13 protein-coding genes are annotated in these 13,049 nt (G+C 56.4%); 8 read left to right on the top strand and 5 right to left on the bottom strand.

Going from position 1 to position 13,049, the window contains the following annotated elements:
- Positions 1 to 317 precede the first annotated feature (317 nt).
- On the bottom strand, positions 318 to 884 hold the full coding sequence (locus ACR0KJ_RS18450; RefSeq protein ID WP_170456026.1) for a cupin domain-containing protein: 567 nt from the start codon (positions 882 to 884) through the stop codon (positions 318 to 320).
- 171 nt (positions 885 to 1,055) lie between these two features.
- Here ACR0KJ_RS18450 and aptA point away from each other — a divergent pair, with 171 nt between their 5' ends.
- From aptA to ACR0KJ_RS18410, 8 genes are all read left to right on the top strand, one after another.
- Entirely contained in the window at positions 1,056 to 2,351 is a 1,296-nt protein-coding gene (gene aptA, locus ACR0KJ_RS18445) for an omega-aminotransferase AptA (RefSeq protein ID WP_170525074.1), read from the top strand.
- Between the two features lie 34 nt (positions 2,352 to 2,385).
- The gene (locus ACR0KJ_RS18440; protein WP_480627365.1) at positions 2,386 to 3,897 is read left to right on the top strand and encodes a CoA-acylating methylmalonate-semialdehyde dehydrogenase; all 1,512 of its coding nucleotides are present in this window, start codon (positions 2,386 to 2,388) and stop codon (positions 3,895 to 3,897) included.
- A 25-nt stretch (positions 3,898 to 3,922) separates the two neighbouring features.
- Positions 3,923 to 5,032: an alanine dehydrogenase gene (ald, locus tag ACR0KJ_RS18435; RefSeq protein WP_170456022.1), complete on the top strand. Its 1,110-nt coding sequence runs from the start codon at positions 3,923 to 3,925 to the stop codon at positions 5,030 to 5,032.
- Between the two features lie 104 nt (positions 5,033 to 5,136).
- A complete protein-coding gene (dctP, locus tag ACR0KJ_RS18430) occupies positions 5,137 to 6,126 on the top strand; it encodes a TRAP transporter substrate-binding protein DctP (protein WP_170456159.1) in 990 nt (329 codons plus the stop codon).
- Between the two features lie 72 nt (positions 6,127 to 6,198).
- Entirely contained in the window at positions 6,199 to 6,813 is a 615-nt protein-coding gene (locus tag ACR0KJ_RS18425; RefSeq protein ID WP_480627364.1) for a TRAP transporter small permease, read from the top strand.
- Positions 6,810 to 8,102, top strand: a complete 1,293-nt coding sequence (locus ACR0KJ_RS18420) for a TRAP transporter large permease (RefSeq protein WP_480627363.1) — start codon at positions 6,810 to 6,812, stop codon at positions 8,100 to 8,102. Before ACR0KJ_RS18425 ends, ACR0KJ_RS18420 begins: the two co-directional genes overlap by 4 nt.
- 143 nt (positions 8,103 to 8,245) lie before the next feature.
- Positions 8,246 to 8,656, top strand: a complete 411-nt coding sequence (locus ACR0KJ_RS18415; RefSeq protein WP_170456018.1) for a universal stress protein — start codon at positions 8,246 to 8,248, stop codon at positions 8,654 to 8,656.
- A gap of 231 nt (positions 8,657 to 8,887) precedes the next feature.
- A complete protein-coding gene (locus ACR0KJ_RS18410; protein WP_170633759.1) occupies positions 8,888 to 9,520 on the top strand; it encodes a tyrosine-type recombinase/integrase in 633 nt (210 codons plus the stop codon).
- A gap of 253 nt (positions 9,521 to 9,773) precedes the next feature.
- On the opposite strand, the gene ACR0KJ_RS18405 is transcribed toward ACR0KJ_RS18410, so the two are convergent.
- From ACR0KJ_RS18405 to ACR0KJ_RS18390, 4 genes are read right to left on the bottom strand one after another with little or no spacing between them, the layout of a single operon-like run.
- On the bottom strand, positions 9,774 to 10,481 hold the full coding sequence (locus ACR0KJ_RS18405; protein ID WP_170523071.1) for an ABC transporter ATP-binding protein: 708 nt from the start codon (positions 10,479 to 10,481) through the stop codon (positions 9,774 to 9,776).
- On the bottom strand, positions 10,481 to 11,212 hold the full coding sequence (locus ACR0KJ_RS18400; protein ID WP_170456157.1) for an ATP-binding cassette domain-containing protein: 732 nt from the start codon (positions 11,210 to 11,212) through the stop codon (positions 10,481 to 10,483). The genes ACR0KJ_RS18405 and ACR0KJ_RS18400 overlap by 1 nt, the downstream gene beginning before the upstream one ends.
- The gene (locus ACR0KJ_RS18395) at positions 11,209 to 12,156 is read right to left on the bottom strand and encodes a branched-chain amino acid ABC transporter permease (RefSeq protein WP_480582416.1); all 948 of its coding nucleotides are present in this window, start codon (positions 12,154 to 12,156) and stop codon (positions 11,209 to 11,211) included. The genes ACR0KJ_RS18400 and ACR0KJ_RS18395 overlap by 4 nt, the downstream gene beginning before the upstream one ends.
- Position 12,157: 1 nt before the next feature.
- On the bottom strand, positions 12,158 to 13,009 hold the full coding sequence (locus ACR0KJ_RS18390; protein WP_480582414.1) for a branched-chain amino acid ABC transporter permease: 852 nt from the start codon (positions 13,007 to 13,009) through the stop codon (positions 12,158 to 12,160).
- Positions 13,010 to 13,049: the final 40 nt, after the last annotated feature.

The raw sequence follows: 13,049 nt of genomic DNA, 5'->3' as shown, positions 1-13,049 counted from the left end.
ACTAATTGAGGTCCCAAACTTGTGGGCCCAATGCCCCATGACATGAAGCATCAGTCGTGGGTCAAGAAAATGCGACGCCGGAACCGGCCCAATCCCGACCTTCGCCGAGCATTCAAGATGCCGCAGCGGCAGCACGCATTCGGCCATTCGCTGCAGGCGCGAAACCTAATAAGCCCGCCGTCGGGGGGGGGGTGAGAAAGGCGACAGTTGGCTCCTGATCGTGAATGTCGATTTCATTTCCACATTCTGAGTTGGTTATCGAATTTGACCATCCCGCGAAATATTGAAGCGTTCACAGAAGAGGTCTTGTGATTTAGTCAGAACGACGAAGGAGTGCATGCGCTAATGACTTTACAGGGTGTGTCTCCAGCGTTTCGAAACCTGTGTGGCAATATGCTTGAGAAATAGTACGCGTCCCCGGGACCCAGAACCCTGGACTGCCCATCTACCGTCACTTCAAGACGGCCCTCTATCACAACCGCGCATTCCTCTCCTTCATGCGATAGTTCAGACCGACCCGAGTCAGCTCCGACGTCGTACTTTTCTATGAGCATCTGAAGCTTTCTGTCTCGGCGCTCACCTGCGACAAGCAAATAGGAAACTCCGGGTGATCCAAGATCACGCATGCTGCTGTGAGGAAAATAAAAGCTGTCGTCGTTTTTGAGTTCAAAGCTGAAAAAGAAACCAAGATTTATGTCTACACCTGCAAGAATCTTCTTGAGCAATGCCACAGATGGCTGGGACGATCCGCTTTCAATTTGAGAAATCGTACCGCTTCCCACACCGGCCCGCTTTGCCATTTCGCGCTGACTGAGGCCCTTTGAGGTTCGAATCAATCGCAGCCGTCTTGCGGTTTCCAGATCAGATTTTAGTGAGGCATCCATAATGATTTCCCGCTTTTGATTTTAAGCACATTAGGGGGCGGCGGTCTGTTTTTCAATAACTTACAGAATCGCATAAAGCCGGGTGTGCGGAAGGTCTGAACTCTGCAAAGATTTGTCATCAAATGAAAATCTGTTTCACGAGGAAAGAACGTGCTCGATCAACCCAACTCAATGTCATCGTTTTGGATGCCGTTTTCGGCCAATCGTGATTTCCTTCGCGAGCCCCGAATGATCCAAGCGGCTGATGGGATGTACTACACTACCTCCGATGGTCGCAGGGTCATGGACGGCACCGCCGGACTGTGGTGCGTCAATGCCGGTCACCGTGATCCGCTTATCGTTGAAGCGGTACAGAAACAGGTGCACGAGCTGGATTACGCACCAAACTTCCAGTTCTCACACCCGCAGGCATTTGAGTTGTCGGCAAAGCTGACCGCGATGATGCCTGAGGGGATGAACCATGCTTTCTTCACCAACTCTGGCTCCGAGTCTGTTGATACGGCGCTAAAGATTGCGCTGCACTACCATCGAATGCGCGGCGATGGGGCGCGTACGCGTTTGATCGGGCGCGAGCGTGGCTACCACGGCACAGGGTTTGGTGGCATCTCGGTTGGCGGTATCGTCAAGAACCGCATGCATTTCGGCACGCTTCTGACCGGCGTTGATCACCTGCGTCACACGCATGATCTGGACAAAAACGCTTTCTCCCGCGGTTGCCCACAACACGGGGCAGAGCTGGCAGACGATCTGGAGCGTTTGGTTGCTTTGCATGACGCCTCGACCATTGCGGCTGTGATCGTCGAACCAATGGCCGGTTCGACCGGTGTTCTCCTGCCGCCGAAAGGATACCTAAAGCGGCTGCGTGAGATCTGCGACCGCCATGGCATTCTGCTGATTTTCGACGAGGTCATCACCGCTTTTGGCCGCTTGGGGGCAGCGACAGCATCAGAGTATTATGATGTAAAGCCGGACATCATCACGACCGCCAAAGGCCTCACCAATGGTGTCATTCCGATGGGAGCGGTCATCGTATCCGACAAGATATATGACTCGGCTATGGAAAACGCCGATGCGCCGATTGAGCTGTTCCACGGTTATACCTATTCCGCCAACCCTGTGTCCTGCGCCGCGGCGCTGGCAACGCTGGAGAGTTACAAGCAGAATGATCTATTCCGGCGCGCTGCATTGCTGTCGCAGCCCTGGGAGGATCAGCTTCACAGCCTCAAGGGTCTGCCCAACGTCATCGATATCCGCAATCTGGGATTGGTGGGCGCGGTCGAGCTTGCACCACGAGAGGGCGCGCCTGGGGCACGGGGTTATGATGCAATGAAACGGGGCTGGGACGCCGGAATAATGATCCGTGTCACCGGTGACATTATCGCCTTGTCGCCGCCGCTTATCATTTCGGAACCTGAAATAACGACACTCTGTCAAACACTTGGAGAGGTATTGGCTGACTTGCCATGACCACTGACTTCTAACCCCAAAAAGGACTGACATCATGAAAGATGCATCCCCGATCGCTTTGATCGGCCACTACATTAATGGCCAAATCACTGCTCCTTCTGGTGAGAAGACCCAGCCGGTATTCAACCCTGCAACCGGGGCGCAAACCGGCGCGGTGTCGCTGGCGACGGTACAGACGGTTGACGATGCGGTTGCAGCTGCCAAAGCAGCGTTTCCCAAGTGGTCGAATACCCCGCCGATCCGCCGCGCCCGCCTGATGAACAACTTCCTGGCCCTGGTGCGCGAGCATAAGGACGATCTGGCCCGCGCCATCACCGTCGAACACGGCAAGGTGTTTACGGACGCGCAGGGTGAAGTTGAGCGCGGCATCGACATCATCGAGTTTGCCTGCGGCATCCCTCAACTCCTCAAAGGCGATTACACGGAGCAGGTGTCTACTGGAATGGACAACTGGACCACGCGTCAGGCATTGGGCGTTGTGGCCGGGATCACGCCGTTTAACTTCCCGGTCATGGTTCCGATGTGGATGTTCCCGATCGCCATCGCCGCAGGCAATACCTTTATCCTGAAGCCGTCGCCGACCGATCCGTCCGCAGCGCTGCTGTACGCGGATCTGATGCAGAAAGCCGGTTTCCCCGATGGCGTGTTCAACGTCGTGCAAGGTGACAAGGTCGCCGTGGACGCGCTGTTGGAGAATGACGACGTCAAGGCTGTGTCCTTTGTCGGTTCGACCCCGATTGCGAACTACATCTACGAGGTTGGTGCGCGGCACGGCAAACGGGTTCAGGCCCTGGGTGGCGCAAAGAACCACATGCTGGTGATGCCCGATGCGGACATGAACAAGGCCGCCGACGCCCTGATCGGCGCGGCCTTTGGGTCGGCGGGCGAACGCTGCATGGCGATCTCGGTTGCTCTGCTGGTTGGCGATGCTGCCGACAAGCTTATCCCGGTTCTGAAAGAGCGCGCCGAAACCCTGAAGGTCAAGAATGGCCTTGAGCTGGATGCCGAGATGGGCCCGATCGTTACGGCCGCTGCGCGTGACCGGATCAAGGGTTATATCGACTCTGGCGTTGCAGAAGGTGCTGACCTGCTGGTCGATGGCCGTGACTACAGCGTCGAAGGGCATGAGGAAGGCTTCTTCCTGGGCGGCACTCTGTTCGACAATGTCACGACAGATATGAAGATCTACAAGGAAGAGATCTTTGGCCCGGTTCTGTCCTGTGTCCGCGTCTCGAACTTTGCCGAAGGCCTGCAACTGATCAACGACCACGAGTTCGGCAATGGTGTGTCGCTGTTCACCCGTGACGGCAACGTCGCGCGTGAATTCGGCAAGCAGGTTCAGGTCGGCATGGTCGGCGTCAATGTTCCGATCCCGGTTCCGATGGCCTGGCACGGTTTTGGCGGCTGGAAGAAGAGCCTGTTCGGCGACATGCACGCCTATGGCGAGGAGGGTGTGCGTTTCTACACCAAGCAGAAATCCATCATGCAGCGCTGGCCTGAAAGTATCTCGGAAGGTGCCGAGTTCGTCATGCCAACCGCAAAATGATCATCCGTTCCAAGGAGTGAAGAACATGTTCATTGGTGTTCCCAAGGAAATCAAGAACCATGAATATCGGGTCGGCCTGACCCCTGAAAGTGTCGCGGAACTGGTTTCGCATGGTCACAACGTCGTCGTGGAAACCAATGCCGGTGTTGGCATTGGGGCTGATGATAATGCCTATCGTGCCGCTGGCGCGGAGATTGCCGAAACCGCAGCAGACATCTTTGCCAATGCCGAGATGATCGTGAAGGTGAAAGAGCCCCAGGCCGTGGAACGCGCCATGCTGCGTGAGGGTCAGATCCTTTATACCTATCTGCATCTGGCCCCCGACCCGGAACAAACCAAAGATCTGGTCGACTCGGGCGCTGTCTGCATCGCTTATGAAACCGTCACCGACGACAATGGCGGTCTGCCCCTGCTGAAACCGATGAGCCAGGTGGCCGGTCGCATGTCGATCCAGGCCGGTGCCGGTGCGTTGGAGAAAGCAAAGGGAGGCCTAGGCGTGCTGCTGGGCGGTGTGCCTGGTGTGAAACCAGGCAAGGTCGTGATCATCGGTGGCGGTGTTGTTGGGTTCAATGCGGCTCAGATGGCTGTTGGCTTGCACGCGGACGTGACCATTCTGGACCGCAATCCGGCAGTTCTGGAAAAGCTGGAAAACCACTTCGAGGCCTCGGCCAAGGTTGTCTATTCAACCAAAGCTGCACTGGAGGAAGAAGTCACCAATGCGGATCTGGTTGTTGGCGCGGTTCTGATCCCGGGCGCTGCTGCGCCCAAGCTGGTTTCACGCGAGCTGATCTCGAAAATGAAACCCGGTGCGGTCGTCGTGGACGTGGCGATCGATCAGGGCGGCTGCTTTGAAACGTCCAAAGCCACCACTCACGCAGAGCCTACCTATGTTGTCGACGATGTTGTTCATTACTGCGTCGCCAACATGCCTGGCGCAGTCGCCCGAACCTCGACCTATGCACTGAACAACGTCACGCTGCCGCACGCTCTGGCTATTGCCAACAATGGCTGGAAGCAGGCGCTTGCAGACAATCGTCACCTGAAGAATGGCCTGAACGTGGCCCACGGGAAGGTGACTTACAAGGCTGTGGCCGATGATCTTGGATACGAGTTCATCGCCCCGGAACTTTGCTGACTTGAAGCAAAGAAATGTCCCGTTGCGCGTATTGCGGCGGGACACACACCACTGAGGAGGAAACCTTAATGATTACGAAGATTAACCGCCGCGCCCTCGGCGCGATGGGTGGCGCAGCTTTGCTCGCTGCAACCACAATCTCAACGACCGCTGCAGCGGAAGACATGACACTGCGCTTCGCTGGCGTGTTCCCGATCGATCATCAGGGCACGAAGATGATGGAACAGGTCGCAGCGGATGTGGCAGCAGCGGATGTCGGCTTGAAGGTCGAGGTCTTCCCTGCAAACCAGCTGGGTTCTGGTGAGGCGCTGTTCGAAGATGTTGCACGCGGCAACATCGATCTGGCATCGGCGTTCATCTATGCCGATACAGATCCACGCCTCGAATTCCTGTCAATGCCGTTCCTGCTGGGCGGCTGGGATGACATGGAGAGCACGCTTCTGAACATGGACTCCGAGTTCAACACCATCCTGCAAGAGATCACCGACGAATATGGCGTGCGCGTCATGGCGCAGAATCCGGAAGGGTTCATCGGCATCGTTTCGTCGCAAGAGCCCCAGAACTGGAATACTTTTGACGACAAGGGCATGAACATTCGCGTCTGGTCGTCCAGCGTTGTAAAGTCGATGGTCGAAGAACTGGGTTACCAGGCGACCACCATGGCATGGGGCGACATCTTCCCCGCACTTCAGGCCGGTATTGTTGATGGGGCGATCTGCTGCACCAAGACAGCCACCTACTCGATCTTCGCTCAGTCAGATGTTGGCACCCATTTTGTCGAGTACAACTCGATTTCGGAACTGACAACTTTCTATGCGTCGCAGCGGACACTCGACAAGCTGAACGATGAACAGCGCACCGCTCTGCAAGCCGCTATGACCAAGGCGTCCGAAGACTTCTTTGCCTACAACCGTGAGAACGACGAAGTGTTCGGCCAGAAACTGATCGACAAAGGCTACACCATCTTGCGCCTGAGCGACGAAGAACAAGCTGCGATGGCCGCTCATGTCCAGGAAACGGTCTGGCCCGCAATGGCACAAAACGTCGGTCAGGACATCATCGACCGCCTGCTGGCAGCAAAAGAACAGCAATAATCACTGAGAAGAAGGGCCAGCAGATCAGCTGGCCCTTTTTTGGTCTTTGGCTCAACAAAGGGAGGGAGAAAGATGTCTAGTTCTGAAGCTGAACGTCCATTGGTCGTCGAAAGCGCAGAAAAGAAGAGTTCGCAAAAAATCACTGACGAGTTGCCAGTCATTATTGGGTATCCGCTGAAAGCAGTGGCTTTTGTCATGAGGCAGATCGTTATGTTTGCCGGTTTCCTGATGGCTTTCACATTTGGGGCAGTTGTTGTCATCCGGTATGGATTTGGCGGTGATCTGTTTGCCTACGAAGAATGGCTTTTGGGCATTAGCATCATCGGCTTTTTTGCAGGTGCTGTTCTGGCCTCTGCCCGCAACCTGCACATCAACGCGGACATTCTTGGCATTGTGATCCAAAATCCTCGGTTGATTTGGTGGCGCGGCTTTGTCGTCCTGACAGTCGAGGTGCTGGTGATCCTATTCCTCATGTACGCCTGTTATGTCTCGCTGCTTGATGACTTCTCATTCCCCCGGCTGCGCGCAACCCCGGTGCTGCGCATTCCGTTTGTGACCTGGCGGATTGCAATCATGATTGCCTTTGGCCTCATGGCGACGTTCACGGCGGCATATTTGTACGTGCACATCCGCAAAGGGCTCGGTCTACCCCTGAGATCCGAAATGCAAAAAGGAGAAACCCAATGATCATCGGAGGAAGTCTCCTTATCGTCTGCTTAATGCTGCTGTTAGGCGTCAGCGTTTATGTGGCATTCGGATCGGTTTTGATTTTCATCGCCCTTATTGGAGATCAATCCATCACCGGCTACTTGCCCACCGGCTCTACAGGTATCCGCTCACTGGTGCTTCTGGCGATCCCCCTCTTCATGATTGCCGGTGGCATCATGGAAAAAGGTAAGATCGCCGCCCCTCTTGTTGCACTGGCTGAAATGTTCATTGGTCACATCAAAGGAGGTTTGAGCGCAGCGGGGGTGCTGGCCTGCGGTGTGTTTGGCTCCATTTCCGGCAGTGCAAACGCAACGCTGACCTGTATCGGCGGCATCATGATGCCCCACCTGAAAAAGGCCAACTATCCGGGTGGGCAATCGGCGGCTTTGATCGTAGCGGCCAGCCCTTTAGGTCTGTTGATCCCGCCGAGTTCGTCGCACATCCTTTATGGCTGGGTCGCACAGCAGCATGTACTAAAGTGCTTCTTGTCCACGGTCATTCCGGCGATCATCCTGATCACGCTATTGATAATCGTTAATCAGTTCATGCTGCGGAAGTATGACGACATCAACCTGACGGAACGTCCTAAACCGTTCCTGCCGACATTCGGAGTTCAGGCGCGCCTGGCCGGACCTGCGCTTATGATGCCGTTGATCATCCTTGGCGGTATCTATGGCGGTATCATGACACCGACCGAAGCCGCCGGTATCGCAGTGGTCTACTCGATCCCAATCGCGCTCTACTTCTATCGTGGCCTGACCTGGAAAACTCTGGCCCAGACGATCCAGAATTCCGGTGTTACGATTGGTGTGGTCATGGTCATGATCTTCATGGTTCTGATCGTGTCGGACAACCTGATCTCGCAGGGTGCACCTCAGTTGGCCAAAGATCTGGTCTATTCCGTTTCGGACAATCCGGTCGTCATCCTTCTGATGATCAACGTCGTGATGATCCTGATCGGGATGCTGATGGACGATATCTCCGGTCTGCTTTTGGCAACACCAATCCTACTGCCCATCGCGCAGAGCACCGGCATGGATCCCATCCATTTCGCGGCCGTGATTGGCGTGAACTTAGGTATGGCGAACATCACCCCTCCGACTGCACCTCTGCTCTATCTTGGTGCGCAGGTCTGTGATGAACCGGTTTCGCGCATGTTATGGCCGACTTTGATCTTCATAGTCTTTGCCTGGCTCCCAACGCTGATGTTGACAACTTTTGTACCAGAGTTGGCCCTGTTCCTGCCGGACCTCCTGCTCAGCAGGTAGCGACGGGAAAGCACAAATAAGCCCAAGACGAAACTGCACGCACCCCATTCTTACGGCTGGGGTGCCTGTGCGCCCTCCCGAACGTGAAATAGGAGCGGCGAGTTAGCAGCAGAAAACTGAAGACCTGAATACGGAGGTTTGAAATGTACAAAAATATTCTAGTCGCTCTGTCTCTGGAGCATGGCATCAGTGAACACGCACTTGCGGCGGCACATGCCCTTGTATCCGAAGGTGGAAAAATCACTGCCGCGCATATCCATGAGCCCCCAAACAGACAGATAATGTACTATATGGATGAAGGAATCGCAGAAAAGTCTCTCCAAAAAGCAAAGGCGCGCTTGGCCGAGCGCCTAACAAGTGAGACAGAAGTGTCGTCTATCCTGATCGAGAGCCAATCGGCGGGTCGCGCAATCACCGAATACGCCAACAAACACGGCATCGACTGTATCGTCCTCGCTTCACACAAACCTGGGATGAAAGAGTTCTTTTTGGGTTCCACGGCTGCTCTCGTTGTTCGCCATGCTCAGTGTTCGGTGCATGTACTCCGACTGTGACGCTGGCACCCGCAACATGCTCGTAACTTCGCCCAGTGAAATCTGCGGTGATAAGCACGTCTCACGGTGACCAAGGTCTAATTTTGGTGCACCTAAAAGAGTTTCACTTTGCGGCCTTTGGGAGGTATGATTCGCAGCCAATCTCGGCGGCAACGCGGCATCCTGTGATATCCTCTTTTGTCAACGTCGGGTTGTCGTTGTGGGCGGGAATGGCGGAAAGGAGGATCAGTTATGGATACACCAAACTTACCTGCCATTCGCGCGCTTCGCCCAGCTTGGAACAAGGGACGCATCGTCGGTCAAAAACGCCCGTTAAAACCCAAACACGTCTGGGCAATTCGAGTAAGATTGGAGCTCGCAGAGAACCATCGCGACCTCGCTCTCTTCAATATGGCCATCGACAGCAAGTTGCGCGGTTGTGACTTGGTGAAGATGAAAGTCGTTGACATCATGGCCTCTGGTCAGATCAAGGAGCGGGCTTCGGTGCTGCAAAGTAAAACTCAGAAACCGGTCCGCTTCGAAATTTCTGAAGGTACTCGGACCTCCGTCGAGAAGTGGATGGAAGATGAACTTATGGTTGGGTCTGAATACCTTTGGCCAGGGCGTTTCCATGAGCGTTTGCACATTTCAACGCGCCAGTATGCCCGGATCGTGCGTGATTGGGTCACGTCTATAGGTTTGGAAGCCAGCGCATATGGCACACATTCGATGCGGCGCACAAAGGTTACTCAGATTTACAAAAAGACGGGCAATCTGCGCGCGGTACAACTCTTACTTGGGCATACAAAGATGGACAGTACCGTTCGGTATCTCGGAGTTGAGCTCGAGGATGCACTTGCTATAGCAGAGGCAATTGAAATCTGAATACTGCGGGCCGCTTTCGTTAGCGGCCCCAGCCAGTCATTAATCGACTAGGAAAGATACTGTGATCGCAGCCCGCATTCTGGACGCTCGATGCAGCCGCTAAGTTAGATCGTAAACAAATTTAATCTTCTTGGACATAAGGAAAATTCGCTACGCTTTCGCCAACAATTTTTTGTTGGACTGCAGTCTTTCAGTTCGTCAAACAAGCGCCGACGCAAAGAAGAGAAATGGCCAGCACAAAGCCGCGCATGCCTCAGTGGCTGCCGAAATAGGCCTCGAGCAGCCGTTCATCGTTGCGCAGTTCTTCGGCGGTTCCCGAGGTTTGCATGCGGCCCGATTCCAGCACGTAGATCCGGCTGGCCAGAGACAGCGCGAAGTTGGCGTTTTGCTCGGTGATCACAACGGTCAGGCCGAATTCCTTGTTCAATTGTCGAACAACTTCGGCGATCTCATTGCAGATCTTGGGGGCCAGGCCGATCGTCGGTTCGTCGATCAGCAGCAGTTCGGGGCTGGTCATCAGCGCGCGCCCAAAGGACACCATCTGCCGTTCACCCCCCGATTGGGTCGAGGTTTCCTGCCCTTCCCGCTCTTTCAGGCGCGGGAACAGCTTGTGGACCATGTCCATGTTGTCCTCGATATCCTCGCGGGCGGTGTAGGCACCGACCATGAGGTTGTCGCGCACCGACATATAGGGGAACAGGTTGAACCGTTCCGGCGCATAACCGACGCCGTGGCGCACGATCTCGGCGGGGGTTCGGCCCGTCAGGCTGTGGCCATGCAGCCGGATGTCACCTTCGGTTTCCACCAAACCCATGATGCTGTCCAAAAGGGTGGACTTGCCTGCCCCGTTGGGGCCGACCACGGCGACGATCTCGCCCGGTTCGACGGTGATCGAGATGTCGGTCAGCGCCTGCGCCTTGCCGTAGAACGCCGACAGGTTTTCGATTTCCAGATAAGACATCAGGCGCTCCCCAGATACGAGGCCTGCACGGCCTTGTCATTCATCACCTCGGTAAAGGTGCCCTCGGCAATCATCGTGCCCCGCTCGATGGCGACTGCGCGGTCGATCAGTGGCTCCAGCGCGGGCAGATCGTGGCTGACGATCAGGAAGGTCATGCCATCCTTGCGCATCTGCTGGATCAGTTCCGAGATTTGCGCGATCTCACCCACGGTCAGGCCGGCAAACACCTCGTCCAGCAGCATCACCTTGGGTGCAGTGGCCATGGTGCGGGCCATTTCCAGCTTGCGCAGGTCACCCATGGCCAGCTCGGACGGGGTGCGTTCCAGATCGGCCTCGGTAAATCCGACGCTGAGGGCAAGTTCGCGTTCCCGGTCGGGATCGGGAGATCTGGTGATCATCTGCCAGATATTGTCGGGCATCAGGCCCACGCGGATGTTTTCGGCTACGTTCATGTCGCCGAAAGGGCGCGGGATCTGATAGGTCCGGCTGACCCCGGCCTGAATCCGCTGTGATGTTGGCAGGGACGAGATCTCATTCCCGAACAGCTCGATCGTGCCGCTGTTCTGGCGATGCTCGCCCATGATCTGGCTGAACACGGTGGTCTTGCCCGCCCCGTTCGGACCGATCAGGCCCAGGGATTCACCCTCTTTGAGGGAGAAGGACAGACCATTGGTGGCGACCAGCCCGCCGAAGCGTTTGAACAGGTTTGTGACTTCCAGCGCTGCGGTCATGCCACACCTCCTTTCCGCAGCCGGGCAAAGCCGCGCTGTATCAGTTCGATCAGGCCTTTGGGCTGATACATGTAAAGGACCAGCGCGATCGCCCCGTAGACGAAGTACCGTTCCGCCCCCGGCAACACCGGACGCAGGTATTCCAGCAGGAAGGTCATGAAGAACGCTCCGATCATCGGACCGATGATGGTCGAGGTTCCGCCCAGCAGCGCCGCCACGATGATGGTGAACAAAAAGCTGATATCGAACAGAGCACGTGGTGCCAGCGAGCCCAGATAGTGGACATAGAACGCCCCGCCCAGCCCCGCGACCATCGCGCTGGTTAGAAAGGCAAACGCCTTGAGCCGCGTGGTGTTGAGGCCCGAGCCCCGCACGCTTTCCTCGTTCATGCCGATGGCGGCCAGCGCGGTGCCCAGACGGGTTTTCATCAGCAGCCACATGCTGATGGCAACGCTCAGCATCAGCGCGGTCGACAGGTAATAGCCGTTTGCCGCACCACGGGTCAGGGTCTGGATGCCCGACATGCCGCGGGTGCCGCCGGTCAGATCCGGACGGATCACCTGCACCAGTTGATACAGCAGCTCCATGAAGGCCAGCGTGACCAGAGCGAAGTAACTGCCACGGATGCGCAGCGCAGGCAGCAGCACCAGCAGGCCCGCAGCCATGGTGACCAGAACAGCCGCCGGGATCGAGATTTCGACCGGCACGTCAAACCGTTTGGTCAGGATCGCCGTGGTATAGGCCCCAATCCCGATCAGGAACGGGTGGCCAAAGCTGATATACCCGGTGCGACCGGACAATACGTCCCAGCTGATGGCGAAGACGGCCAGATAGTTGGCAAAGATCAGGGTTCTGAGCGTCCCGTTCGAGACCACCTGCGGCAGCAGGAGCATCCCTGCGATCAGACCGCCCCAAAGGGCAAAGTGAAACCAGCGCAGCCCCATGTTATAACTCCTCGCGGCCGAACAGGCCCTGTGGCCGTGTCACAAGCACGCCAATGATCAGCAGCATGGTGAACACGCCGCGCAGTTCCGGGGCGAGTGTCGCCACCACGATAACCTCGAGAAAACCGACGATATGGGCCACGACCAGCGTGCCGATGATCGATCCGATCCCGCCGACGATGACAACCGCGACCGAGATGATCAGCGGGGCCACCCACATCGAGGGCGACAGCTGCGTGTAGCTGGCGAAGAACACCCCGCCAAGCGCACCCAGCGCGCCGGAAATGCCCCAGGTGATCAGATTGATCCGGTCCGGGTCGATGCCCGAGATTGCCGCGCCTTTGGCGTCCATCGACACCGCCTGCATGGCCCGCCCGGTATGGGTCAGGCGCACAAAGGCATAGAGCCCCAGCAAAATGGCCCAGCTGATGACAGTGGCCAGAAGGATGTTAAAGGTGACGGATGCTCCGGCCACGTTGATGACGCCCGGCACGATCGGCAGCAAGATCTTGCTGCTGTCGCCAAAGGCCAGCACCACGCCCGCCTGAATGACGACGGCCAGTATCAGCGTTGAAATCTCGACGGCGACATGATCGCCTTTCAGTGTCTTGACGATCAGGCGGTATTTCAGCACCCCCATCACCACACCCAGCGCGGCGGCGACGACAACACCCATCAGTTTGGGCATTCCCAGGGTCTGCGACACCCAGAAATAGATATACCCACCGACCATCAGATATGCGCCATAGGCAAGATTCAGGACGCGGCCGATGCTGAAGATCAGCGTGAAACCCATGGCGATAAGCGCATAGAGACCGCTGAGCAAAAGCCCTTGGATCAGTATCTGCAACATATGAGGATCCTCGGCTGCGGGTGCGCGCGAACGCGTACCC

The sequence above is a fragment of the Ruegeria sp. AD6 genome (assembly GCF_056542325.1).
Note: the sequence above shows the minus strand (reverse complement) of the source record. Positions and strands in the feature narration are given on the sequence as shown.

Bases quoted from the DNA above. Each gene is read 5' to 3' on its own strand.
- ACR0KJ_RS18415 (WP_170456018.1), top strand. From the start codon at position 8,246: ATGTACAAAAATATTCTAGTCGCTCTGTCTCTGGAGCATGGCATCAGT.
- aptA (WP_170525074.1), top strand. From the start codon at position 1,056: ATGTCATCGTTTTGGATGCCGTTTTCGGCCAATCGTGATTTCCTTCGC.
- ACR0KJ_RS18400 (WP_170456157.1), bottom strand. From the start codon at position 11,212: ATGACCGCAGCGCTGGAAGTCACAAACCTGTTCAAACGCTTCGGCGGG.
- ACR0KJ_RS18450 (WP_170456026.1), bottom strand. From the start codon at position 884: ATGGATGCCTCACTAAAATCTGATCTGGAAACCGCAAGACGGCTGCGA.
- ACR0KJ_RS18410 (WP_170633759.1), top strand. From the start codon at position 8,888: ATGGATACACCAAACTTACCTGCCATTCGCGCGCTTCGCCCAGCTTGG.
- ACR0KJ_RS18395 (WP_480582416.1), bottom strand. From the start codon at position 12,156: ATGGGGCTGCGCTGGTTTCACTTTGCCCTTTGGGGCGGTCTGATCGCA.
- ACR0KJ_RS18440 (WP_480627365.1), top strand. From the start codon at position 2,386: ATGAAAGATGCATCCCCGATCGCTTTGATCGGCCACTACATTAATGGC.
- ACR0KJ_RS18405 (WP_170523071.1), bottom strand. From the start codon at position 10,481: ATGTCTTATCTGGAAATCGAAAACCTGTCGGCGTTCTACGGCAAGGCG.
- ACR0KJ_RS18425 (WP_480627364.1), top strand. From the start codon at position 6,199: ATGTCTAGTTCTGAAGCTGAACGTCCATTGGTCGTCGAAAGCGCAGAA.
- ald (WP_170456022.1), top strand. From the start codon at position 3,923: ATGTTCATTGGTGTTCCCAAGGAAATCAAGAACCATGAATATCGGGTC.
- dctP (WP_170456159.1), top strand. From the start codon at position 5,137: ATGGGTGGCGCAGCTTTGCTCGCTGCAACCACAATCTCAACGACCGCT.
- ACR0KJ_RS18390 (WP_480582414.1), bottom strand. From the start codon at position 13,009: ATGTTGCAGATACTGATCCAAGGGCTTTTGCTCAGCGGTCTCTATGCG.
- ACR0KJ_RS18420 (WP_480627363.1), top strand. From the start codon at position 6,810: ATGATCATCGGAGGAAGTCTCCTTATCGTCTGCTTAATGCTGCTGTTA.